We start from the raw sequence: 23,933 nt of genomic DNA, 5'->3' as shown, positions 1-23,933 counted from the left end.
CCGGGCGGCCCTCAGGAAGCCAAATTGCCGCTGACCACCAGGGTGAATTCCGAGCCCTTACCCTCAACGCTTTTCACTTCGACCGAGCCCTGGTGGGCCTCGGCAATATGCTTGACGATGGCAAGGCCCAGGCCGCTACCGCCCTGGGCCCGGCTCCTCGCCTTGTCGCTGCGGTAAAAGCGTTCGAAGAGCCGTGGCAGGTGTTCTCTGGCAATACCTATTCCCTGGTCGCGGACGGTAATGCGCACCTTCTCAGCCTCCCCGCTCTGTACAACCGTTGCCTCAATTTCTACCCGGTCGCCGCGCCTGCTGTAGGTGATGGCATTGACCAGGAGATTGACCACCGCCTGTTCGAGAAGGGTGGCGTTCATGTCCACCACGATCTCCTCCGGGCAATCAATGACCACCATCACCCCGGCCTGATCGGCCTGAAGCTGACAGGTTTCCGCCGCCGCATCAAAGACCGAGCGGAGCGGTCCGGCCACCAGGGCGATCGCCCCGCGCCTTGCCTCCTCCTCTATCTTCGAGAGCGCCAGCAGATCATCGATGATCGTCGCCAGTCGCTCCGACTGGTGCAGGACGATCTCCAGAAATCGCACCGCATCCTCGCGGATATCGACGGCGCCATCGAGAAGGGTCTCGACGTAGCCGCGAATGGAGGTGATCGGCGTCCGCAGCTCATGGGAGACGTTGGCGACAAAGTCGCGGCGAACGTTTTCCAGCCGCCGGATCTTGGTGACATCGTTCATAACGACCAGGACCCCGACATTTTCCCCGGCGCCGTTGCCGAGGGTGACGACGTTGGTCTGCAAAAACCGGTCACCGTCTTCGCCGAGAAGAACGATTTCCTCAACCACAGACTGCCGGGTCGCCAGGGTCCGGCTGATATGCTGCTGCAGCTGGACATTGCGGACGATCTGCTGGAGGATCTTGCCGGGAGCGGACTTCCTGTCGACGCCGAACAGTTCGGCGGCGGCGGAGTTGATGCTGATGACTCGTTCCTCACTGTCGATGGCGATCACCGCCTCGACCATGCTGGAAAAAACCGTCTCCAGCTGATTGCGCTGGGTTACGATTGCCTCGATCTTCTCGTCGAGCAGTTCGGCCATACGGTCCATGGAAGCGGCCAGGGTGAGCACCTCCAGGGAGGCGGTCTTTTTGACCATGGGCAGCATCCGCTGGCTGAAATCACCGGCAGCAAAACGCTCGGCGCTGTTGGTCATCTGTTCGAGTGGCCTGCTGATGTTGCGGGAGATAAGGAGCGTCGCCACCCCGGCGATAAGCAGCACAGCCAGTGACCCGACTATGACCCGCACCTTGATGCCCGCCAGGGTGACATCGAGGGCAGTGACCGAGACAGAGGTCCTGAGTACCGCATCGACATTCCCGCCGGCCGTACCCTTGGCAGAAGGGCCTGCCCCGATGCCGGTCAGCGGTATGGCTACGTAGAGAAGATTCTCCTTCAAGGTCCTGCTAAAGCGCCTGGAGGTGCCGACACTTCCCGCCAGAGCCTTGGCAATCTCGGCCCGCTGACCATGATTTTCCATGGTTGCCGGATCTTCGTTGGAATCGGCAACGACCCTGCCCTGGGGATCAATAACAGTAATCCGCGTCCCGGAACTCCGGCCGGCCTGGACGCAATATTCCCGCAGTTCCTGATTGCGTCCGTCCTGGAGATATTCCTTGACCTTGACGCCGATCAACTGGGCCCTGGACTGCAAATCCGCTTCTGTATCCTGAAGGAAGAATTCCTGCAGAGAGGTCACGTCGTACCAGCTGACGGTGATAACCACCAGGAGAATGGTCAGGACATTGGCGGGAAAGATCTGCCAGAGTATTTTTTTCGGTGAGATCATGCGCCTTCCCTTTCCTCCAGACTTGACCGGTAGCGATAGCCGATACCGCGAACGGTTTCGATCATTTTGCCGTATTCGCCGAGCTTCTTGCGCAATCCAAAGATCTGCACATCCACCGCCCGCGGGGTGATGAGAAAATCGTAACCGCGCACGTGGTCGATGATCTGCTGGCGGGTAAAGACCCAGCCGGTCTTCTCGGCCAGCAGGGAAAGGATACCGAATTCGGTGGTGGTCAGCAGCACCTCGTCGCCGTGCAGCCGCACCTCATGCCGGCCTTTATCGATTTCCAGGCCATCGACGACAATGAGGGTCCGGCGTTCCCCCGGCTCGTCGGATTCGCGGCGGTCGGCGGCGAGCCGCTTCACCACCGCCTTGACCCTGGCAATGAGCACCTTGGGGCTGAACGGCTTGGTTATATAGTCGTCAGCGCCGCACTCGAGCCCGGCGACAATGTCCTCTTCCTCGCCCTTGGCGGTGAGCATGATGATGGGGATGCCGCGATAGCTGTTGCCCTCGCCGCGGCGCATGGCGGCACAGACATCCATGCCGCTCATTTTCGGCAACATCAGATCGAGGAGCACGCAGTCGATCTTCTCCGCCCGCAGCTTCTCCAGGGCCTCTTCGCCAGAATCGGCGCAGGTGACATTGAGACCGGCCTTGATCAGATTGTAGCTGACCAGCTGCTGAATCTCCGCCTCATCCTCAACCACTAGTACGTTTATTTTTGCCATTGCTCGCCGTTACGCATCGAATTGTGCATGCAAAGTGACACCTTGTTTTTATTCTATTTTACCAGACCATCATTTTTTGAAACGACGGATTTTCAACCCCCGTCCCAACAATCTCCCCTATCCTGTACCATTTTTCGTCCAACCGCAAGTCCCTCCCAAGCAATCTAATGGAATCATAATATTTCCCTAATCCCCCCCGAACAATCCGCCTCTACCTTGTCCAGCATATCGCCGGGCGGCCTCTTTCAAGCCCCACCAACCAACTCTTGAAGAACAAAGGATCTTTCAAACAATGGAACAATACTACACCTTCCACCACGAGCTCACCAAGCTCAACAAAAAATTATTAACGATGAGCACCATGGTGGAAGAGCGGATCCGCAGGGCGGCTGGGGTCATTGAGAGCAAGGACCGCGAGATCATTCAAGACATCATCCGTTCCGACTACGAGGTGGACGATCTGGAGATCGAGATCGAAGAGGATTGCTTGAAGATCCTCGCCCTGCACCAGCCGGTTGCCAAGGACCTGCGTTTTTTGATCGCCGTCATCAAGATCAACAGCGAGATGGAGAGAATCGCTAATATCGCCGTCAGCATCGCCAAGCGGGTGCAGAACATCTCGAAACTGAAGCACGCCGGCGCGGAGTCCTATGATTTTTCCCGGATGAGCGACAAAGCTGTGCATATGCTGAAGAAAAGTATCGATGCCCTGGTGAAAGGCGACGCGGCCCTAGCCAGGTCCTTGTTTCTTGACGACGACGAGGTCGATGCCATGAAGGACCGCTGCTACGAGGACGTCAAGACGAGAATCAAAAACGATCCCCAGCATCCTGGCTTCCATATCAACACCTTTCTCCTCGGCCGCCACCTCGAACGCATCGCCGACCGGGCGGTGAACATCGCCGAGGAGGTCATCTACCTTGTCGAGGGCAACATTACCCGGGCCAAATAGGCCGCAATCTTCACATTCACCGGCCCGTGCCATCAACGATCTATGATCTATTCCTTTCTCCTCCCCAGTATTTTCAGCCTCTCGGTGGCCGCCTATTTCATTGGCAGTCGACGCGCCCGCACCATTGCCGGGCGTTGCGGCGGCCTGCGGGAAATGCACTCGCTGCCCACTCACTACGGTGTTTTCGCCGCCCTGTGCTGCGCCCTGCCGGCCTTGGTCCTTTTTGCCGTCTGGCTGGGCCTTGAGGAGAGGGTCGTCACTTCACTGGTGACCGCCGAGCTACCGGCCGAATTGAGCCGTTTGCCCGCCAACGAACTGTCCCTGATCATCAACGAGGTAAAGAACATCGCCTTCGGCGGCTTTACCGCCACAAGCGCCAACCCGGCGATCGAACGAGCCGCCGAGGCCTATGCCGCTCACCTGGCCGGGGCCCGCTACAGCGTTGCCATGGTGATCATCGCCACCGCCATCATTCCCGGCTGCTTCGCCCTGCGGCAGATCAGCATGGACCTTCGGGCGCGAAACCTGGTGGAGGGCATTGTCAAAGTTGTCCTCTTTGCCTGTTCGGTGGTGGCGGTACTTACTACTATCGGCATTGTCCTCTCCGTCCTCTTTGAGGCCCTGCGCTTCTTTCAGGCGATATCGCCCACCGACTTTCTCTTTGGCCGGCAATGGAGTCCGCAGATCGCCATGCGCGCCGACCAGGCCGGTTCGTCCGGGGCCTTTGGCGCCGTGCCGGTCTTTACCGGAACCATCCTCATCGCCCTGATCGCTATGCTGGTAGCCATCCCCCTTGGTCTTCTTTCGGCAATTTACCTCTCGGAATACGCCAGCCCACGACTGCGCAACTGGGCCAAACCGGCCCTGGAGATACTGGCCGGCATCCCCACCGTCGTCTACGGCTTTTTTGCCGCCCTGACCGTTGCGCCGCTGATCCGCGACATCGGCACCAGTCTCGGCCTGACCGTCTCCTCGGAAAGCGCCCTGGCGGCCGGGCTGATTATGGGGATCATGATCATTCCCTTTGTCTCGTCCCTTTCCGACGACGTTATCCACGCGGTGCCGCAATCGCTGCGTGACGGCTCGCTGGCCCTTGGTGCCACCCATTTCGAGACGATCAGGCACGTTGTCGTCCCCGCCGCCCTGCCGGGTATCGTCGGCAGCATCCTCCTCGCCGTCTCACGAGCGGTGGGCGAGACGATGATCGTGGTCATGGCCGCCGGCCTTTCCGCCAATCTCTCCTTTAACCCGCTGACCGCGGTGACCACGGTGACCGTGCAGATCGTCACCCTCCTGGTTGGCGACCAGGAGTTCGACAGCCCCAAGACCCTGGCTGCCTTCGCCCTTGGTTTGTTGCTCTTTGTCTTTACCCTTATCCTCAACTTCATCGCCCTGCGGGTCGTCCGCCGCTACCGCGAACACTATGAATAACCATCGCCATAAAACGGTTTGCCATGCAAGAAAACACTAATCCAACAGCAGCCGAGACGGCCCCATCACCGCCGCCCTTTGCCATGCCCAGCAAGGCGCTGCAGAAACGCTACCGCCGGGACAAATGGTTCCGGAGGATCGGCCTTGCCGCCGTTACCCTGTCGCTGTCGTTTATCGGCCTGCTGTTTTATCAGATCATCGCCGACGGCCACTCCGCCTTCATCTCCACTAAAATCCGTCTCCATGTCAATTTTACCGAGGAGACCTTTACCAAGGAAAAGCTGGCCGCAGCCGATTATCCCGGACTCGTCAAGAAGTCCCTGGCCGAGATGTTCCCCGAGGTTAAAGAGCGCAAGGACAAGAAACTCCTCTATGCCCTAATTAGTTCCGGAGCGGCCCATAAGCTAAAGGAAATGGTCGAGGCCGATCCGAAGATCATCGGCACCAGGCAGGATGTTTGGGTGCCCGCCAATGACGATGTCGACATGCTGATCAAGGGCAAGAGTGACCGCAACCTCCCCGAGGAAAACCGCCGCATTACCGACAAACAGCTGGCCTGGCTCGATACCCTGCAGGCTCAGGGACGGCTGGAAAAACAGTTCAACCTTACCTTTTTTACCAGCGGCGATTCCCGCGAACCGGAGCTGGCCGGCATTCTCGGGGCGGTGAAGGGCACCTTCCTCACCCTGCTCCTCACCTTGTCCCTGGCCTTTCCGATCGGTGTCGCCGCAGCGGTCTATCTGGAGGAGTTTGCACCGCAGAACGCCTGGACCGACCTTATCGAGGTCAATATCAATAACCTTGCCGCCGTGCCATCGATCATCTTCGGACTTCTTGGCCTTGCGGTCTTTATCAACTTTTTCGGACTTCCCCGTTCGACGCCGATTGTCGGCGGCCTGGTGCTTGCCCTGATGACCCTGCCGACCATCATCATCGCCGGCCGGGCCTCCCTGAAGTCGGTACCGCCGTCGATCCGTGAGGCAGCGCTTGGCATCGGCGCCTCGAAGATGCAGACGGTGACCCACCACGTGCTGCCGCTCGCCCTGCCGGGCATGTTGACCGGGACAATTATCGGCATGGCCCACGCCCTGGGTGAAACGGCGCCGCTGCTGATGATCGGCATGGTCGCCTTTATTGCCGACATCCCGGGGGCCTTTTCCGACCCGGCCGCGGTGCTGCCAGTACAGATCTATCTCTGGGCCGATAGCCCGGAACGGGGCTTCACCGAGAAGACCTCAGCGGCGATCATCATCTTATTGTGCTTTCTTATGACCATGAACAGCCTCGCTGTTTTCCTTCGTAAGAAATTTGAAATCAAATGGTAACGGAACGCTAACAAAAGGGTGGTTAAATGCCGGACAACAAGGGACAGGAACCTATGCGAAAATCTTTCGTATAACAGCATGATAAGAAAGGTCTACAGGATACCGGCGCAGGTTTAACTCATATCCCACAAACAACATTTTAACCCAAGGAGAATACAAATGAAGGTTTCAAAACTGGTAGTTGCAGGAAGTATGTCGTTATTCATGGTTAGCCCGGCCCTGGCCGCACGGGATTATATCTCGATTGTCGGCTCGTCCACCGTTTACCCCTTCGCCACCGTTGTCGCCGAGCAATATGGCAAAACCGGCGGTGCCAAGACCCCCAAAATCGAGTCTACCGGCTCGGGCGGCGGCTTCAAGCTTTTCTGCAGCGGCGTCGGCGTTGATTTCCCGGATATCACCAACTCATCACGGGCCATCAAGTCATCTGAGGCCAAGACCTGCGCCGACAACGGCGTCAAGGATATCGTCGAGGTGAAGATCGGTTATGACGGAATTGCTGTTGCCAACGCCAAGACCGCGCCTCAGCTCAGCCTCACCCGCAAGGATATCTTCCTGGCCCTGGCCAAAGAGGTACCGGATCCTGCCGACCAGACAAAGTTTATCGCCAACCCCTATAAAACCTGGAAGGACGTAAATTCCACCCTGCCCGACAAAAAGATCGAGGTTCTCGGACCGCCGCCAACCTCCGGAACCCGTGACGCCTTTGTCGAGCTGGTCATGGAAGAAGGTGGCAACACCTTTGAGTCCATCAAGAACCTGAAGAAATCCGACGCCAAGGCCCATGCCAAGATCTGCCAGACAGTCAGGGAAGACGGCGCCTATGTCGAGGCTGGGGAGAACGACAACCTGATCGTCCAAAAGCTCCAAGCCAACCCCAACACCTTGGGAATTTTCGGCTTCTCCTTCCTTGATCAAAACGGCGATGTCATTCAAGGCTCGTCCATCGACGGCAAGACCCCGACCTACGAGGCGATTGCCGACGGTTCCTACCCGGTATCACGCCCGCTGTTTTTCTATGTGAAGAAGGCCCATGTTGAGGTTATCCCGGGAATCAAAGGCTATCTCGCCGAGTTCGCAAGTGAAAAAGCCTGGGGCAAAGAGGGCTATCTGGCCGACAAGGGCCTGATCGTCATGCCCGATGCCGAGAGAAAGCAGGTCGCAGAGAATGTAGCAAAACTGAAAACCATGGAAATTAAGTAATCCTGGATAGTCGTAATAGAAGTGCTGCCCGGACAAAGTCCGGGCAGCACCGGAAGGACAAGAGTTCCATTTCTCAATCAAGATGAGAACGAAGCTGCAAAGGAGCAGCAGCGAGACAGTACAGTTTGGTACGGCGAGGAGCCGCACAGCGCAGCAGCTAAAGTTAAAGCTGAGTTGAGCAGCTTGTCTGCTCAAACGAAACTTATGCCCTTGCGGTATAACGCTTGATTGAGAAATGGAATAACGGAGAGAATAACAATGGAACTTATTGCATCGCGAATGACCGACCAACCCTTTGCCGGGCTCAGGGGAAACGACCTTGCCGAGATGGAAGAGCGGATCTTCGCCCGCCCTGTCGACAGAAAGACGGTCGGCAGCCCCTTTGTCGAAAACCCACGGATGACCTGCCGCGATGTCGATGTCTATTACGGCGAAAAGCAGGCGATTAAAAAAGTCAGCATCGATGTCGGCCAAAATCAGGTTCTGGCGATGATCGGTCCCTCCGGCTGCGGCAAATCGACCTTCTTACGCTGCCTGAACAGAATGAACGACACCGTCTCCGCCTGCCGGGTCGAAGGCGAGATCTGCCTCGACGGCGCCGATATCTACCATCCCTCCGTTGATGTTGTGCCGCTACGGGCAAGGGTCGGCATGGTCTTCCAGAAGCCCAACCCCTTCCCGAAATCAATCTACGACAACGTCGCTTACGGTCCGCGCATTCATGGGCTGACCAGGGATAAAACCGAACTCGACGAGATCGTCGAGACCTCGCTGATCAAGGCAGGCCTGTGGGAGGAAGTCAAGGATCGGCTGCGCGAACCCGGCACCGGCCTTTCCGGCGGGCAGCAGCAGCGGCTGTGCATCGCCCGGGCCATTGCCGTCAGCCCGGAGGTCATCCTCATGGACGAGCCCTGCTCCGCCCTCGACCCCATCGCCACCGCCAAGATCGAAGAGCTGATTGCCGAACTGCGTACCCAGTATTCCATCGTCATCGTCACCCACGCCATGCAGCAGGCATCGCGGGTGTCGCAGCGCACCGCCTATTTCCACCTCGGCGATTTGATCGAGGTCGGGCCGACCGACAAGATCTTTACCAATCCCGGCCACAAACTGACCGAGGACTATATCACCGGCCGCTTCGGTTGATCGCCACCCGATAGCGCCAGCTACGGCTATAAACGACAAAGGGGGCAGGCAATTTTCATTGCCTGCCCCCTTTTCTTTTTCTGCGTTCTGCCGAAGCCTGTCAACTCCGGCAACTCATCCCATTACGGCTCGTCGTGGCACAGATCACAGCTCTGGGAAATCGCCTTGCCGTCCTTGGTCTGATGCTCATCGTCGTGGCAGCGGAAGCAGCCAAAGCCTTCGCCCTCATCCTGATGGCCGAGGTGGCTTTTGTAGGCACCCCAGGTAATCTTCATATCCGGCCAGATATTGCCGAGATAGGTTTCAACCAAGAATGCCGAGGCGGCGGCCAGGGCCTTTTGGTTTTTGGTGACGACTTCCGCACCGTGCCGCTTGGTCTGAAGGGCCATCAAGGTCTCGCCGATCTGCTTTTTCGCCTCGTCGCGGGATTTATATTCCTTCTTCAGCGCCTCCAGACTGTCTTCACGGATACCGGCAATGGTCGGATCGATCTTCTTGCTTTTCAACCCAAAGTCCACCCTTTCCTGCGGATCGTCGTAGATATGGGTCGGCCGGTTGTGGCAATCGATACAATCCATGGTCCGCCAATGGGCCTTGCCGGCCTCGGCGCTTTTGCCGTCAGCGATATAGGTCTCGGTCGTACCATCGGCCCTGCTTACTTTGATATCGCCAACGGAGGTTCGCTTCTCGTCAAGGACCTGGTATTCGATCTTCAGGTTCTTGTCGGCATGCCAGTGGATGCCTTCGAAAGTCCCTGTCGCCGGATTTTTGCCGCCGAGATGCAGGGCAATATCCTGAACCTGGGGTTTTTCCTGGGAATCGTTTTTAAAGCTGACAAATTGTTTGGTGGTTTTGTCGTGGAAGGTCGCCGCATTATGACAACTGCCGCAGGTGTCGTGGGCCGGTCGCATGTTATGAACCGGTGTTGCTATCGGCCGGCTGTAATCGCCGGTGATGACCCCCTTCACCTGGCGCAAGCCAGAGATCTTCGCCTTGACGAACCACTCGGCACCGGAGCCGATATGACAGGAAACGCAGCCGACCTTGCTATGCGGGGAACGCTGATAGGCGGTGTACTCGGGCATCATCACCGTATGGCAGATGGCGCCGCAGAAATAATCCGATTCGGCGAAATGGTAGGCCTCATACATCAGCAGGGAAAAGACCACGACATTGACAATCGACAGCACCAGGAGCAGGACCATCGTCTTCCGGTGATTCTTCTTGTTGAAATCGATGACCACATGGCCCTTGTTGATGTTGCCGCCAAACCACTTTTTCCGCCGGAAATATCCAGAAAGCGGGATGAGCAAAAGGCCGCAGATGATACCGGCGGGAAAGACCAGAAAGGTGACAATCGCCGTATAGGGGTTGCTGACCATCCCCGACATATGCGCTATGACCCCGAGAAGGGTCAGAACAATACAGGCGGTGGTCAGTCCGATGCCGCAGAGGCCGAGCGGTGTCTTGGCCGACAGACCTATCTGTTCCTGCAGAGAAAGCTTCTCCGCCCCATTCTCTTGTTGCCCTGAAGTCTCCGGTGTATTCTCGGCCATGGTTCCTCCTCGTCAGTATGTTGCCGTCGTTCTCAAGCCTTGCATCGTGCGCATGCGCCGCCATGCATAAAAAATCCCAATGGCCCTTTATACAGCACTTTACTGAAGAAAAGAAGATCCTTCTCTTGGTGGGAGACAAGCTATTTCGTGAAGGGATAGGCGCAAAGGTAAGGGCGCGGGGTACGCCCTTAGAAGAGTGAAGGAAGGCAGTGCTATGGCACGCCGCCGACTACCTGACCGTCAAGCCCGGTGTCCCGGCAACGATCTCGCCGATCTTTGCGGCAAATCCGATGCCTGCGCCATGCAGATCGGCAAGCAGCCGTGCCGCCTGATCTTTTGGCAAGGCAAGCATCAAGCCGCCGGAGGTCTGCGGATCGTAGAGCAACTCCTCCTGGCTCCTGCTGAGGGTTCTTTGCAGAGAGAGGGGGTAGCGTGCCACCAGGGCCCGATTGGCCTTGTTGCTGCCGGTGGTCTGGCCTTTTTCGTACATGGCCAGGGCGCCGTCATAAAACGGCAGGTTGGCAAAATCAATGATCCCGTGTACCCCAGCGCCGAGGGCCATCTCAAGAAGGTGGCCGAGCAGGCCGAAGCCGGTGACGTCGGTGCAGGCATGGATATCGTAGGCCAGGGCCTTTTCCATCGCCGGGCCGTTGAGGGTGGCAAGGACCGGCAGGACATGGGCCTCAAGTTCCTTCAGGCTGAACTTTTTCGCCCGGGTGGCATTAAAGAGTACCCCGGAACCAAGGGGCTTGGTGAGAATCAGCACGTCGCCCGGCTTGGCCGCAGCGTTGGTGAGGATGCGATCGGGGTGGACAATGCCATTGACGCACAGCCCGTATTTCGGTTCGTTGTCATCGACGCTATGCCCGCCAACCAGACAGGCCCCGGCCTCAACAACCTTATCGTTGCCGCCGCGCAGGATCTCGCGAAGGATGCCCATGTCGAGCATCTTGGAAGGAAACATCACCACGTTGAGGGCGGTGAGCGGTTTGCCGCCCATCGAATAGACATCGGAAATGGAATTGGCGGCGGAAATCTGGCCAAACCAATATGGGTCGTCCACCGGCGGGGTGATGAAATCAACGGTGTTGATCATCGCCACCTCATCGGAGAGTCTATATACCGCCGCATCGTCGGAGGTCTCTATGCCGACGAGGAGGTTCTCATTCCGCTGAAAATTCAGACCCTTGAGCGCGTCCGACAGAGCCGCCGGACCAATTTTCGCCGCTCAGCCACAGGTTCTGGCGAGCCCCGTCAGGGTCTTTTTCTTAAACAACTGCATTGTGCGATCTCCTGAAAATAAAAACTCTGCAAAAAGAACGGGTATATGTCATTCTCAATGCCTTTTATCACCGGTATGCTCGTAACCGAAATTCACTTTGATATGGGGGTATGACGATATAACTATTGTCTAAATTCCACAATAAGCAGATGCAGCAAACCGGCAAGAAAAAACATCGGCGAGGGGGAAGGCTGGGTAATATCCCTGCTCTCGAAATTCTCGAACACTACCGTCCGCCATTATCGATTTGAAGGATGAAAAGGGGGATTGTCGCCTAGGCGTAGATTTTAAAGTTTCCGCACAAGCCATTGTCCATTTTTTCGTTGGACATTGTGGAATGCGTTGCCTTGGTTGAAGTGAGACTCTGTACAAATGACTAAAACACGAGCAGGAACGGTAAAATCACCGGTTTATACGGTGCATTTTCTGGTTGGAATTAAGTGTCATTTTCACTTATTGTTGAATTATTCCAATGTCTTTTTGTGAGTATTACCTTTCTCAGCCAAGGGAAATTAGATGCTCGGCAGTGGATATCTTCATCAATCCGGCCGATGATCCTTCAGCCAGTCGCGGAGGGCGTCATTAATGCGGGTCTGCCAGCCGCGTCCGGTGGCCTTGAAAGCCGAGACGATCTCCGGTGAGAGACGGATCTGAACCGGTTTTTTCGGTAGGACTTCCGCTGCTGGCTTGAATTGTTTGAGGTCGACCTTGGTCAGTTCCCTGACCTCTCCGTCATTGTCAGTCAATGGTAATCGCTTTGCCATATCTTTTTGCCTCCCGGTCGTTTGCCTTGCGAAAACTGATGATTCGAACTCCACCCGGCACAGGAGTGAAACAGAGGACATGCAGTCTCTTATCCAGATAGCCGACCGCTACAAACCGAGTTTCAGGATAGGTATTGCGATCATCCTCAGCGTATTTTGCGGTCTCCCAGTCGAAGTCAGTGGCTCGCTTGAACGGCAGGTCCCGCTCCTCGCTATTTTTTCAGACTTGGCTAAGTCGAATTAGATTTTCACGGAATTAATGTATACACATTAAATAAGATCGTCAATTGGTTAGCCGGACCGGATGATAGTTTCCAACATCCTACTCAACAAGCAATCGGTTTTTGCGCTGGAATTTAATCAAGAGTATCGAGGTGACGTGGTGCATCCAGCATAGTGGGAAAAACCTTGCTACATGCAATTGATAATAGTTCTGTAAACTGTCCCTGGAATTCCCTAAAGAACTATATTTATTTGATGTCCCTCTATTGTTAGAGCCCACAAGCCATACATTCGAGATGCATGGAAAACTCCATTTCAAATCGTGAACGTACTTTGCAATATCGTCGGTAAGCATTTTCATAAACTTCTGTTTGAGTTCAGGGGCTTGCCACCAATAGGCGGTGCGTTCCTTGCAACGATTAATTAGAGTCGATTTTGTCGGGAGGAGGCCGATGATGCCTCTCCCTCTCGTCAATATCAGCCCAGAAATTCCTTGCAAGAGAGCGAAAGTCCTTGAGGAGGTGATGCTCAACAACCGCATTATAGCCAACTACGTTTGGCCTTCCACTTGAGAAGAATTTAACGTGAAATCTTAGCTTGATCGAAGTTCGTTCAAATGGAAGTCCGATAGCATCATAAAGCACCTCGAACAATACAAATGGCCAACCGATAATCGTATAGACGTATGCACCACCAGTTTCCACCGGCTCATGTTCCTGGTGAACGCCCCAATAGAACAACTTTTCATCTGTGATCTCAACAACCCACGATGATCCATTTGGAATTTTCGAATCGGACACCATCGGTGTCGACGACATTTGGAACTGGTCAAGACGATGTGTGAATTGGTTTCGTTTTTTGTACAGGTGCTTGACTTGCAATTCCCTCTCTAACTTCACATCCTCAAGCGGGCATGCACGCGTGCTTACATTAGAACCATGCTCCATAAACTCCGGACGAAACACAAGGCGTATGCTAGAAAACAACCGTTTTCTCCCCTCCTCGGGAAGGCTATCGATGCCGTTGCAAAACGCATTTCGCACCCCATAAAGCGATTGGTACTCGTCTGCAAGCGCACATGCGGCTTCTACGGGAGTGGCGTTCGTCGGTAAGCAGTCTAATGCTTTGCTTCGCTCGGCTATGTGTTGTGTTTTCTTGCTCTTTAGCCAGTCTGAATGTGTCATAAATCTTCTTACCTGACCAAGCCGATCAAAACATGTCAGTAATAAGTAAGCAACAAGCGCTTCACGTTCGTGTCTTGGGTGAAGCCACCATCTGTCGCTCGAATGGTTATATCCTGAGTTACCAACTAAATGGTCGGATTCTTCGAGGAGGGCTTGCGCGAGGCGGAGGCGTGCAAGAATGAACTCTGCATTTTCAGATTTGATAGTATCAATGTTCATTCGCTTACACCTCTTTGCTTATGGGGTCAGAGTCAAATTAAAAATTTTATTTACTGCAAAATCTAAATCGACTCTGGCTCTCTTTACTGACCCTCTTTACCCTGACCCTCTTTACCGCACTGACCCTCTTTAAATTTCTCCACAGGGCTGTTTGCAGTATGTCCCTGAACTCCAGATTCACACTGCCGCAGTCATCGCTGTACCACAGGTTGTCGCCCGTATGTAAAGGAAGATGGCCGAAAAGAATGTTTACTGAAACAATTAGGATTTGGCCATTTTGCTTACTGCCGAAGAAGCTGCGATTTCACCGTTGCCTGTGTACTCCTCATGGTTCTTCTCTATAAGGGAAAGATGATACAGATAATTCACCATCATTCCTGCCGATTGGCTTATACCTTTTTCGGAAAGGTCGGCCGCCCAATTGATCCGCTCAATTTTTGCGCCATTTGACAAGTGGAAATGGCTCACCCTATCAAAGGCCTGGCGACCTTTCTTGGCGGAAAGAAGATACCGTGCACAAAGCCGAAGCAGAATGGGTTTTAAGGGAGATGTGTTGCCTTCCGCCAGATGCTCTTTGATGTTGTCCAAGGCTGCAAGAAAAAACTCTTTTGCATCGGTTACACCAGCAATTTCATTCAGGGACTTTTTCTCCTTTTCTGTCAGAACCACTTCATCCGGATGTTGGCGAAGATAGGCGAGAAAACCGGGGATCGGTGAAAGTGTTGAAAAGGTTTTAAGGTTTGGCAGTTTAGCGCTTAGATCCTTGACCACATTTTTAATTAGAAAATTGCCAAATCCTACACCGGCGAGACCGGTCTGACAGTTAGAAATAGAGTAAAAAATGGCACAGTCCGCCTTTTGCGGTGGGAGTGCTGTCTTTCCTTCATCAAGGAGGTCATGAATATTTGCGGCTATGCCATTGACTAGGGCAATTTCGACAAAAATAAGTGGTTCCTGTGGCATGCGAGGGTGAAAGTACGCATAACAACGCCTATCTTCGCGCAGCCGATTTTTTAAATCCTGCCAGGATCGTATCTCATGAACCGCCTCATATTTTATCAACTTTTCAAGAATTACCGCAGGAGTGTCCCAGGTTATACGCTGCAGATCAAGAAAACCGACATCGAACCATGAAGACAGGAGACTGAGAATATCTTGATCAAGAGACTTGAGTGCCGGATCGGAGGTGGCAAGCGGCAAGAGTTCGGCCCGGAGGTCAACGAGAAATTTAACGCCCTCTCGCAATCCATTGAATTGTTTAAGGAGATGCGTTCGCGGCGGGGTGAGGAGATTACGTAACGTATGATTCGTCCGCCGCCAACCCTCCGTCTCCGAATCTTTTAACCGAGCGTTGATAGCCGCTTCTACCGCAGCATTATCAACATCGTATTCCCTGGCAAGGAGTTCAAGAAATCTTTGACGACCCTGGGCATTGAGGGAGAGGTATGTTTCGCCCAGTTCCGCGGCCCTTGTCCGTGCGGAAACCTCCCCGCCCCGTCCTTCAAGGCATGCGTCAATTTTTTCTCGCAGTTTTTGCAGATCACTGGCCGGCAGATCGGGATCAAAATAATTTTGCGAACCGGATTGATCACCAAGAGGCCAGATCAGACGTATTCGTCGTAAGGTTTTATCCCATAAGGGCTCATCTCTTTCGAACATGCAATCGGTGATGATCAGGTGAAGGTGAGGCGACGTGACATCGCTTAATATGCTGACTCGAATCAATCACGTTTGATGATCAAGTCTTTTGCCTTTACAATCATCATCGTATCCTTTTATGTCCAAATTTGGCAAGAAACATCTCTTCGCCTAGAGAGGGGATTGAGAATATAGCCCAACACATCGTCGCTGCTACCAGATACAGAAGCCAAATCGTGTTTCCCTTGTGCCAGGGGAAACTTCAAATGAGACTTAGTATTCTTGATACTAGCGGATGTATCAGGTATGGGTCAGAGCTGAGAGCTGGGTTAGACTTGACAACTGGGCCTTCCCACGCTCAGGCTGAACTGGTTGTAATCCCAAAATTATCAAATTTTTAGATACGTTTTCAGATCTCTGTAATAATTTCCGTGAGGTCCCAGCATAATAAGCTCAAGGATTTCCTCCTTGATAAGGTGATAAGCAAGAAGATACATTTGGTTTTGAAGATTGAATTTATGAACAAAAACACCCTTCAAATCGCCTTTTTTCAGACCCAAGGGAGGGGTTCTGAATAATCCGCCTGACTTCAAAGGGTCGGTTCTGTTGATTCTGTCAGACTTTGCGAAATCGTCGCCACAGGCATACCGCGCCAGCGGCAAGAAACAGTGTGGAAGTGGCCGGTTCGGGGACTGCGTTTACATCCCCTTCGGTTATTTGAAAATTGTCGAGTGAGGCATTGCCGGATACCAGCGTCGCTCCATTACCGCGGGCGCCAAATGAAACCCACAGGGAGGATGCATTCCATTTGCCGATGACGGTATCTGCCAAGGTGAAAGAGTCGCCGCCCATCAGTCCGAGGAAAAGATCATCATTTGCAGCATCATAGGAAACGAACATCGTGCCGCTTGATTGTTGTACGAAACCGATTGGTGCTATGGTTTGATCGTCATCGGTTCGATACGCTGCAACGCTGTTCAGGGTGTTGAAATAGGTCCGGGCAACCCCAATAGCGGCCGAATCCGTTCCATCAAGATCGCGCCCGACACCCAGGACAAGAGAGATTGCGTCGAAAAAGCCGCTGCCCAGTACCGCTGCACCGGTATAGCTGTAATCAATCGATATCGAAAAGTCGTGATCGGTTGAAAGCTGGAAGCCGTTGAGACCATTACTTAAATAGATTGCATCGGTCGAGAATGACAAAGGCGCATTGGCAATCACCTCAAGGCGATTGTTTTGTTCTGCAAGGCGGAGGGTGCTATGGCTATCCTCAAACAGTGTCCAATAGGAGCCAAGGGTGTTGTCGTTGAAATTGTCGCTCAGCCCAAAGGCCAGGCAACTAAAACAACAAATGAAAGTTGGAACTGTGATGAGGTTTGTAAATATCGATCGCTGTAGATTCAAGATGCCGGCCTCCTTTCATATCCCTTGCAACTGCGCAGTTTTATCAGCCGATATATATGCAGTGAACGGCGATGATTGCAACGAATATTTCCCCAGAAAGCCAGAAACCATCCGCTCGTGGCAAGGACAGACAGTTCTTAACCTGTATGGCCCCCCTTCGCCTCATCCAGCACCTCGCGAACGGCCACCGATAATTCCATGAGAGTAACCGGTTTCATTAAGACTTTTTTAACACCAATGCCTTTCAGTCTCTCGGCGTTTAGTCGGGTGCTGAAGCCGGTGCAGAGAATTACCAGCATATCCGGTTGAATTTCCAAAATCTTCATCGCAAGCTCCATGCCTGACAGTTGCGGCATGGTCATGTCGGTGATGACCAGATCATATTTTCCCGGATGCACCTGAAAGGCCTCCCAGGCGTCAAGCGAACTCGCCCTGGTTTCTACCGTATAGCCAAGACCCTCCAGCAATTCTTTGCCCAAATCGATCAGATATTTTTCGTCATCGACATAGAGGATGGTTTCGGTCCCTCGCAGCAGTTCACTTTCGGACAAGAGCGAAGTCTCGGACTCAGACTCGACGAGCGGCAGAAAGATCTGGAAGGTGGTTCCGACATGCACCTCACTGTAGACCTTTATGCCTCCGCCATGGTCCTTGACGATCCCGTGGACCGTCGAAAGGCCCAAACCGGTCCCCTCGCCCATCGGTTTTGTAGTGAAGTACGGTTCAAATATATTGGCAAGATCATCGGCGGTGATGCCATGCCCGGTATCAATCACCACAAGTTTCAGGTATTGCCCGGTGGTGAGATCCGGGTAATTTATTGCATCCCTGTCGGTAATGCTCACCGGGACAAGATCGATCTCCAATCGCCCGCCACCTTTGCCCATTGCGTGGCAGGCATTGGTGCAGAGGTTCATTATGACCTGATGGATCTGCGTTTCATTCGCAATAACGGTACCTAAATCAGCCTGTATATGTTGATGGAGTTCTATACCCGAGGGAATCGACCCTTTAAACAGATCGAGTGCCTCATGCAGAACCTGGCTGATATCTATCGGCCGTTTCTCAAGGTTGCCTTGCTTGCTGAAACTCAGTATCTGTTTGACGAGATTCTTGGCGCGCAAGCTGGCCGATTGCAGCTGCACCAGATACGCCTGTATCTGTGGGTTGTCATGGCTGGCAAGCTTGGTTAAATCGGTATAGCCGATGATGGCGGTAAGAATGTTGTTGAAATCATGGGCGACCCCTCCCGCCAGGGTCCCGAGTGCCTCCATTCTCTGGGCCTGCTGCAGATGTGCTTCCATGATCGCTTTCTGCTTTTCATTGTTTTTTTCTTCGGTGATATCGCGGACAAAAGAGATGGAGAATTGCTCACCTTGGTATTCCAGGAGATTTGAGCTTATATGGACGGGGAAGACGTAGCCATTTTTGCTGCGGTGCAAGGACTCAAACTCCACTACACTGTGCTCGACCCTCTTTTCCCTCAGTCCCTTAAAGGTCTCCGGCGACAGGGCCGGATCGATATCAAAGAGCGACAGCTGGCAGAGTTCTTCCCGGGTATATCCAAGACTTTTGCAGGCCTGTTCGTTTACATTTAAAATCCGGGCATCCGCGCCACTTCTAAAGATGCCGACCGAGGCCTTGTCAAAGATAAACTGGGTGAGCAGCAGTGCCTCTTCAGCCCGTTTTCGCTTGGTGATATCGCGCACAAAGGCCACCATCAACATTTCATCATCGTCGTCGCCGAAGGGTTTTAATCGCACCTCCGCATCGAAGAGCCGGCCGTCCACCGTTTTATGAACCCAGTCAAAGGCCTGGAGGCGTTTCTCCGGAAGCTGCCCGGTAATTTTTTCAGCAAGCAATGCTGAGCTTATATTATCTCCTTGGAAAGGCGGGGAAAGATCAACAACACTACGGCCGAGAATCGCCTCCCTGGTTCCTGCAAAAATTTCACAAGTTGCTGGATTACAATCAATTATCTTCATTCCTTGCATGAGAAAGACCGCGTCCGGGCTGGTTTCAAAAAGACTTTGATACCGCTCCCTTTCCTTACGCAGCTGCTCGCCTTGCGAATGTATGACTGTGAAAAAATTGTTGAATTCTTGGGCCAATCTGCCAATTTCATCATTCGACTGCGTTGGCAGCGGTTTATGGATACCACTTTTGGTGTTGTCGTCTAACTGATGCAGCATCGCATCAATCGGCCGGCTCAAACGGCCACTCAGCAGAAACGTGGCAAGACCAACAGCCGCAACAACAGCAAGCATGGCGATGTATCCCAAACGGACAATCAAATCCACGGGGGCCATCACCTCTTCGAGATAGGCGGAGGAGACAACTATCCAGCCATATTCCGGCACGCTTTCAAATACTGCTATCTTTTTGCGGGCTTGCGGTTCTTCAGGGTTGCGCCATTCATATTCGACAATACCTGAATCCTGGGTAAGCATAGGTTTTAGGCTTTCGGTAGCCGCATCGATCGTTGACAGATCCGTCAAATACCCCAGCACCGGGTGCAACAACACCTTACCCTCTTTGTTGAAAACATATGCGTAGCCGCTTTTGCCAAACTTGAGAGAGGTAACCGCATCACGAAAATCTTGCAAATCGAGGAGTTCGTTAAATTCAGCCCGGTAACTTGAAACAGATATTATCCAATCCAGAGGTTCGAAATACACCATATACAGCGCCTTTGGACGAGCTGACTGCTCACCTGGATTCTGCCAGTCATATTCAATATAGCCCTCCTTACGCTTCAGCTGTTCACGAACAAACTGGAAACCGGTAACGTCGGTGTTTTCCACATCTTTGTTGGGATGGATGGGGACATTGCCATTGTGGTCGAGACAGTAGATGTATCCCGAGCTGCCGATTTGTTGGCTGAGAAAAATAGCCCGCAGCCGTTTGACGGCCTCCTCGCGAGTCAGCAATCCCTGATCAACTAAAGAGAGGTGCTGGCCGGCGATTTCCCGGTTCTTTTCGGCAATTGCCTTGAGGTGATTACGGATTAAGGCACCGGCACTGGCCCGCATGGATCCGGTCAGCACCCGGGTCGAATTGGCAAGTTCCTCTTTCACTCCCTGTCGCATTGAAGGTATGAAAAAATACTGCACCGCGACAGCCAATACGATCAGGGCGGGGAGCAACACCAGCAAAAACGAGGATACGATGCGAAAGCGAAAGCTTTCTGAAATTTGCTTTAGTAACGACATGTTGCCATCAAACTTGTAAAGAAAGGGCGTTTCTGAGAAATGTTACGACGAAGTAGTATCGCATAACATTGAGATGAATGCAAATTCGCTGCGTTCGCGGATTTGTTGCTTGCTGATTTACAAAATGCATCCGATCCCTTATGCTGAGCCAGGAAGAAGTCGTCCGCCAACCCTTACAGGCCTTTGGAGACAGCTGCCGAAGATGAGCAAACACTGGGAAATCTGTAAGATCGTCATCATCTACGCCCTGTTCGGCAGCGCCTGGATCTATTTTTCCGATACGGCTCTCAGCTGGCTGGTTCATGATCCGGCGATCATGACCAAGTTGGCGATTTTCAAGGGGCTGCTGTACATCATCACCACCTCCGTCCTCCTCTATTTTCTCATTGCCCGGCTGGACAGCAAAATCAAACAATCGATATCGGCACTTCGCGCAAGCGAGGAAAGGCTGCGCCTTCTTGTCAAAAATTCCTCGGACTGCCTGGTGATATTCAATGCCGACGGCCGTCAAAGGTACGCCAGCCCGGCAGCCGAGAGAATCAGCGGCTATCCGGTTGAAGAATTAATCGGGAAATCGCTCGACTTGCTCATTCACCCGGACGACCTCCCCCTGGTTACTGACGCCTGGCAGGAAGCCGTCGACCATCCTGAACGAACCGTCACCGTCCAATTCCGACATATCCACAAAACCCGCGAATGGGTCTACTTCGAGGCCGTCTCCCAGAGTTTTCTCGATGAACCGGCGATAAATGGGATCATTGCCAGCGTCCGGGACATTACCGAACACAAAAAGGCCGATGAAGAAAATCAAAGACTGCAGCTGCAGCTGACCCAGGCCCAGAAGATGGAAACGGTGGGACGCCTGGCCGGCGGCGTTGCCCACGACTTCAATAATATGCTCAGTGTGATTCTTGGCTACGCCGAGATGACCCAGGATCGATTGGGTCCGGACCACCCGGTTTTCGCCGATCTCCGGGAGATCGGCAAGGCGGCCGGCCGTTCCGCCGACCTGACCCGGCAACTCCTGGCCTTTGCCCGCAAACAAACAGTGGCACCCAAGGTCCTTGACCTCAATGAGACGGTAGGCGGCATGCTCAAAATGCTCAAGCGGCTGATCGGCGAAAACATTGAGCTGGCCTGGCTGCCGGGCCCAAGCCCCTGGCTGATCAAGATGGACCCCACCCAGATCGACCAGGTCCTCGCCAACCTCTGTATCAATGCCCGGGACGCCATCGGCGACACCGGCAAGGTTACCATCGAGACCACCACCGTCGCCATCGACGATGCCGACTGCACCCTCCACAGCGATTGTTATCCCGGCGAATATGTCGTCCTTGTGGTCAGCGACAGCGGTTGCGGCATGCCCCCCGAAACGATTTCCCACCTTTTCGAGCCGTTTTACACCACCAAGGAAATCGGCCGGGGGACCGGGCTCGGCCTTGCCACGGTCTATGGCATTGTTAAACAAAATCACGGCTTCATCAACGTCTACAGCGAGCCGAATAAAGGCTCCTCCTTCAAAATCTACCTGCCCCGGCACATCGCCGGCGACGAGCTGTCGATAAAGAGCGATGCCCTCCTTCAGGATGCCCGGGGCAATGAAACCATCCTGCTGGTCGAGGATGAACCGGCTATCCTCAAGATGACCATGACAATGCTTAGCCTGCAGGGCTACACGGTCCTTCCCGCAGCCACTGCCGGAGAGGCGATCCGCCTGGCAGGGGAGTACGCCGGAAAGATTCATCTGCTGATGACCGATGTGATCATGCCGGAAATGAACGGGCGGGAGCTGGCCAAGCAGGTCGTGGGTCTCCACCCGGATCTGAAGCTGATATTCATGTCCGGCTATACCTCCAACGTCATTGCCCACCACGGCGTACTTGATGAGGGGGTGAACTTCATCCAAAAGCCCTTCACCAAGAAAGAACTTGCCGCCAAGATCAGAGAGGTTTTTGACGGGAATCCGCAATAAACTGGCAAGACACTGTCCGCCGCCCAGGAAATCTTACCTGGGGCCGCTTATGACCCGCGGCTCCTTTTCGCCCCGGACAAAGGGTTTCGACAGGCGGATGACCACGTCCCGCCCCTCTTGAAACCGTCCGGCAGTGTGGTTGCGGGAGCGGATGAGCAGCGTGTCGGAGTCTTCGGTAAAAAAGAACAGCCGTGACTGGCTGTCCATGAGCATCCCGGGCTGAATGGCGCTGACATTGATAAAGCAGGTGCCGCCGAGTTCCTCCTGAATGCTCACCGTTGCCGGCAGCCAGTGCGGCAGGTGGCAATGACCGGAGGCCCAGACATCGACCCGCGCATGCCGCAGGACATCTTCAAAACGCGCCGATCTGTCTATCCGCCGATCGGCGATGGACGAGCCGAGGAGGCCGCTTTCTTCCAGTTGGGCATGGCTTACGGTGATGATGATCCGCTGCTGATTGCCGAGCACCATATCCCGCCACCAGGCAAAGGCCGCATCGGAGATCTCGGTTGCCGAACTGGCGACCGTATCGGCCAGCAGGAGCACGAGGACATTGCCGAACTCCACCCCATAGGCGGCGGGCCGGGGAAAATAGTGATTAAAGAGTGGCTGCGACCGGGCATCGTGGTTGCCGGCAAGCTCAAACCAGTGGCGGGCCTTTGAGCGGTTGCGGGTATTCAGGAACCAGGAAAATGCCTCATCCCGGCTGCGCGATGCCATAAGGTCACCGGCGATAACTCCCATATCGACCCGGGGCACCTGGGCGTTGACATCATCGATGGTCTTTTCGAAGGCCTGCCGTTCCTCCGCTGTTTTGGCCTGGATGTCGGATAGCATCCACAGGACAAAGGGCTCGCCCTTGCCGGCAGGCTGCTGAACCACCGGTGAGTCGCCCCCCGGTCCACCAGCACAACCGGCGAGAAAAAGCAAGAAGGCCAGCACCCAGCCGAACCTGCCAGCCCCCGTCCTCGGTATCGTCGCCCCCCTCTGCATACCGCCCACCTAGCTATTTCTTCGGAAAAACATTGCCTTTGCCGGAGTCTTCAATCCGTGCGTCACGATTAGGGAAGGTGATGCTGTTATCGTTGCCGGTCACCACCACCCGGTCGACCTTGTCCCGCAGCTCGATGGTATTCTTGTTGCCGTTGACCGAGAGGGTGAGGACGTGCCCGGCGCCATTCAGCTTGTTGTCGCTGCCCTTGACAAACAGGTTCTGTTTGGAGACCGAGGTGTTGATGGTGCTGCCGTCCGAGGTGATGATAACATCGCCGTCACCACCGCTGCCGCCTTCAATGACCACCCCGGGGGTCTGTACCCGCCCGCTCGAATCAATGGCAACTCCCCCGGCGGCACTGCCCTTGCCCTGGCCCGTCGCCCCTCCCGGCACCTGAACGCTGCCGTTCGGGCCGATCTCCACGCCCGGCGCCGACATGCTGCCGTCGGCGCGAATTTCCAGGCCGGGGAGACTGATCACCGCATTGTCCGCCGCAAAAACTGTACACGCGGCCATCAAGGTTATCCCGCCTGCAACAACAATCAATGATTTCATAGGCCTTCTCCCATAGCAAGATTTTGGTGGAACAGAGAGCATCTGTAACAAGCAATAAAATACGCCGTTGTGACCCTTTACACAAGTACTGTTGCAAGGATAACCAGAGACTGCACATCCCGGTGGACTACCCCAACATTACAGCTGCCGTATCAGGACGTTGACCGTCTGACTCCTGTTATTCGATACTCGAAGCGGACAGGAGAAAAATTGCACATCACCGGGAAATGCCTTATTCTTTGTTCAGAAAGCTGCCCCTCAGGCAGATGCACGGCAATCAGCCGCAA

Annotated in this window: 17 protein-coding genes; 6 read left to right on the top strand and 11 right to left on the bottom strand. The window is 54.2% G+C overall.

The features are described from left to right. Nucleotides 1-11: 11 nt before the first annotated feature. Nucleotides 12-1,856 carry an ATP-binding protein gene (locus OEL83_06985; protein ID MDK9706781.1) on the bottom strand — a complete coding sequence of 615 codons (1,845 nt, stop codon included), beginning with the start codon at nucleotides 1,854-1,856 and terminating at the stop codon, nucleotides 12-14. Beyond that, entirely contained in the window at nucleotides 1,853-2,587 is a 735-nt protein-coding gene (locus tag OEL83_06980) for a response regulator transcription factor (protein ID MDK9706780.1), read from the bottom strand. The genes OEL83_06985 and OEL83_06980 overlap by 4 nt, the downstream gene beginning before the upstream one ends. Nucleotides 2,588-2,879: 292 nt before the next feature. Here OEL83_06980 and phoU point away from each other — a divergent pair, with 292 nt between their 5' ends. The 5 genes from phoU (at nucleotide 2,880) to pstB (ending at nucleotide 8,644) form a co-directional block, all read left to right on the top strand. Next, nucleotides 2,880-3,539 (top strand): phosphate signaling complex protein PhoU, encoded by a 660-nt coding sequence (gene phoU, locus OEL83_06975; protein MDK9706779.1) that lies wholly within the window; start codon nucleotides 2,880-2,882, stop codon nucleotides 3,537-3,539. 42 nt (nucleotides 3,540-3,581) lie between these two features. Continuing rightward, nucleotides 3,582-4,970 (top strand): phosphate ABC transporter permease subunit PstC, encoded by a 1,389-nt coding sequence (gene pstC, locus OEL83_06970; GenBank protein MDK9706778.1) that lies wholly within the window; start codon nucleotides 3,582-3,584, stop codon nucleotides 4,968-4,970. Nucleotides 4,971-5,053: 83 nt separating this feature from the next. Then, a complete protein-coding gene (gene pstA, locus OEL83_06965; protein ID MDK9706777.1) occupies nucleotides 5,054-6,295 on the top strand; it encodes a phosphate ABC transporter permease PstA in 1,242 nt (413 codons plus the stop codon). Between the two features lie 159 nt (nucleotides 6,296-6,454). Further along, a complete protein-coding gene (locus OEL83_06960) occupies nucleotides 6,455-7,498 on the top strand; it encodes a substrate-binding domain-containing protein (protein ID MDK9706776.1) in 1,044 nt (347 codons plus the stop codon). A gap of 327 nt (nucleotides 7,499-7,825) precedes the next feature. Continuing rightward, a complete protein-coding gene (pstB, locus tag OEL83_06955) occupies nucleotides 7,826-8,644 on the top strand; it encodes a phosphate ABC transporter ATP-binding protein PstB (GenBank protein MDK9706775.1) in 819 nt (272 codons plus the stop codon). Nucleotides 8,645-8,766: 122 nt separating this feature from the next. On the opposite strand, the gene OEL83_06950 is transcribed toward pstB, so the two are convergent. The 7 genes from OEL83_06950 to OEL83_06920 form a co-directional block, all read right to left on the bottom strand. Continuing rightward, nucleotides 8,767-10,200, bottom strand: a complete 1,434-nt coding sequence (locus OEL83_06950) for a NapC/NirT family cytochrome c (GenBank protein ID MDK9706774.1) — start codon at nucleotides 10,198-10,200, stop codon at nucleotides 8,767-8,769. 229 nt (nucleotides 10,201-10,429) lie between these two features. Beyond that, a complete protein-coding gene (gene selD, locus OEL83_06945; protein ID MDK9706773.1) occupies nucleotides 10,430-11,419 on the bottom strand; it encodes a selenide, water dikinase SelD in 990 nt (329 codons plus the stop codon). 602 nt (nucleotides 11,420-12,021) lie between these two features. Continuing rightward, nucleotides 12,022-12,246, bottom strand: coding sequence for a BrnA antitoxin family protein (locus tag OEL83_06940; protein ID MDK9706772.1), 225 nt, complete (start codon nucleotides 12,244-12,246; stop codon nucleotides 12,022-12,024). 641 nt (nucleotides 12,247-12,887) lie between these two features. Beyond that, nucleotides 12,888-13,871, bottom strand: a complete 984-nt coding sequence (locus OEL83_06935; GenBank protein MDK9706771.1) for a hypothetical protein — start codon at nucleotides 13,869-13,871, stop codon at nucleotides 12,888-12,890. 261 nt (nucleotides 13,872-14,132) lie between these two features. Then, nucleotides 14,133-15,530 carry a malonyl-CoA decarboxylase gene (locus tag OEL83_06930; GenBank protein MDK9706770.1) on the bottom strand — a complete coding sequence of 466 codons (1,398 nt, stop codon included), beginning with the start codon at nucleotides 15,528-15,530 and terminating at the stop codon, nucleotides 14,133-14,135. Between the two features lie 594 nt (nucleotides 15,531-16,124). After that, on the bottom strand, nucleotides 16,125-16,913 hold the full coding sequence (locus tag OEL83_06925) for a PEP-CTERM sorting domain-containing protein (GenBank protein ID MDK9706769.1): 789 nt from the start codon (nucleotides 16,911-16,913) through the stop codon (nucleotides 16,125-16,127). 137 nt (nucleotides 16,914-17,050) lie between these two features. Then, nucleotides 17,051-20,125: a cache domain-containing protein gene (locus OEL83_06920; GenBank protein MDK9706768.1), complete on the bottom strand. Its 3,075-nt coding sequence runs from the start codon at nucleotides 20,123-20,125 to the stop codon at nucleotides 17,051-17,053. A gap of 202 nt (nucleotides 20,126-20,327) precedes the next feature. On the opposite strand from OEL83_06920, the gene OEL83_06915 reads away from it, so the two are divergent. Continuing rightward, on the top strand, nucleotides 20,328-22,097 hold the full coding sequence (locus OEL83_06915; protein MDK9706767.1) for a PAS domain S-box protein: 1,770 nt from the start codon (nucleotides 20,328-20,330) through the stop codon (nucleotides 22,095-22,097). 33 nt (nucleotides 22,098-22,130) lie between these two features. On the opposite strand, the gene OEL83_06910 is transcribed toward OEL83_06915, so the two are convergent. Together OEL83_06910 and OEL83_06905 are read right to left on the bottom strand one after the other, a co-directional pair. Then, nucleotides 22,131-23,090, bottom strand: a complete 960-nt coding sequence (locus OEL83_06910; protein MDK9706766.1) for a metallophosphoesterase — start codon at nucleotides 23,088-23,090, stop codon at nucleotides 22,131-22,133. 13 nt (nucleotides 23,091-23,103) lie between these two features. Next, nucleotides 23,104-23,646: a DUF3060 domain-containing protein gene (locus tag OEL83_06905; GenBank protein ID MDK9706765.1), complete on the bottom strand. Its 543-nt coding sequence runs from the start codon at nucleotides 23,644-23,646 to the stop codon at nucleotides 23,104-23,106. Between the last annotated feature and the right edge of the window lie 287 nt (nucleotides 23,647-23,933).

The organism is Desulforhopalus sp. (assembly GCA_030247675.1).
Classification (GTDB): Bacteria; Desulfobacterota; Desulfobulbia; order Desulfobulbales; family Desulfocapsaceae; genus Desulforhopalus_A.
This window is presented reverse-complemented; position numbering and strand designations above follow the sequence as displayed.

Coding starts and splice junctions, on each gene's coding strand:
- OEL83_06985 (MDK9706781.1), bottom strand. CDS start 1,856: ATGATCTCACCGAAAAAAATACTCTGGCAGATCTTTCCCGCCAATGTC.
- OEL83_06980 (MDK9706780.1), bottom strand. CDS start 2,587: ATGGCAAAAATAAACGTACTAGTGGTTGAGGATGAGGCGGAGATTCAG.
- phoU (MDK9706779.1), top strand. CDS start 2,880: ATGGAACAATACTACACCTTCCACCACGAGCTCACCAAGCTCAACAAA.
- pstC (MDK9706778.1), top strand. CDS start 3,582: ATGATCTATTCCTTTCTCCTCCCCAGTATTTTCAGCCTCTCGGTGGCC.
- pstA (MDK9706777.1), top strand. CDS start 5,054: ATGCCCAGCAAGGCGCTGCAGAAACGCTACCGCCGGGACAAATGGTTC.
- OEL83_06960 (MDK9706776.1), top strand. CDS start 6,455: ATGAAGGTTTCAAAACTGGTAGTTGCAGGAAGTATGTCGTTATTCATG.
- pstB (MDK9706775.1), top strand. CDS start 7,826: ATGGAAGAGCGGATCTTCGCCCGCCCTGTCGACAGAAAGACGGTCGGC.
- OEL83_06950 (MDK9706774.1), bottom strand. CDS start 10,200: ATGGCCGAGAATACACCGGAGACTTCAGGGCAACAAGAGAATGGGGCG.
- OEL83_06940 (MDK9706772.1), bottom strand. CDS start 12,246: ATGGCAAAGCGATTACCATTGACTGACAATGACGGAGAGGTCAGGGAA.
- OEL83_06935 (MDK9706771.1), bottom strand. CDS start 13,871: ATGAACATTGATACTATCAAATCTGAAAATGCAGAGTTCATTCTTGCA.
- OEL83_06930 (MDK9706770.1), bottom strand. CDS start 15,530: ATGTTCGAAAGAGATGAGCCCTTATGGGATAAAACCTTACGACGAATA.
- OEL83_06920 (MDK9706768.1), bottom strand. CDS start 20,125: ATGTCGTTACTAAAGCAAATTTCAGAAAGCTTTCGCTTTCGCATCGTA.
- OEL83_06915 (MDK9706767.1), top strand. CDS start 20,328: ATGAGCAAACACTGGGAAATCTGTAAGATCGTCATCATCTACGCCCTG.
- OEL83_06910 (MDK9706766.1), bottom strand. CDS start 23,090: ATGCAGAGGGGGGCGACGATACCGAGGACGGGGGCTGGCAGGTTCGGC.
- OEL83_06905 (MDK9706765.1), bottom strand. CDS start 23,646: ATGAAATCATTGATTGTTGTTGCAGGCGGGATAACCTTGATGGCCGCG.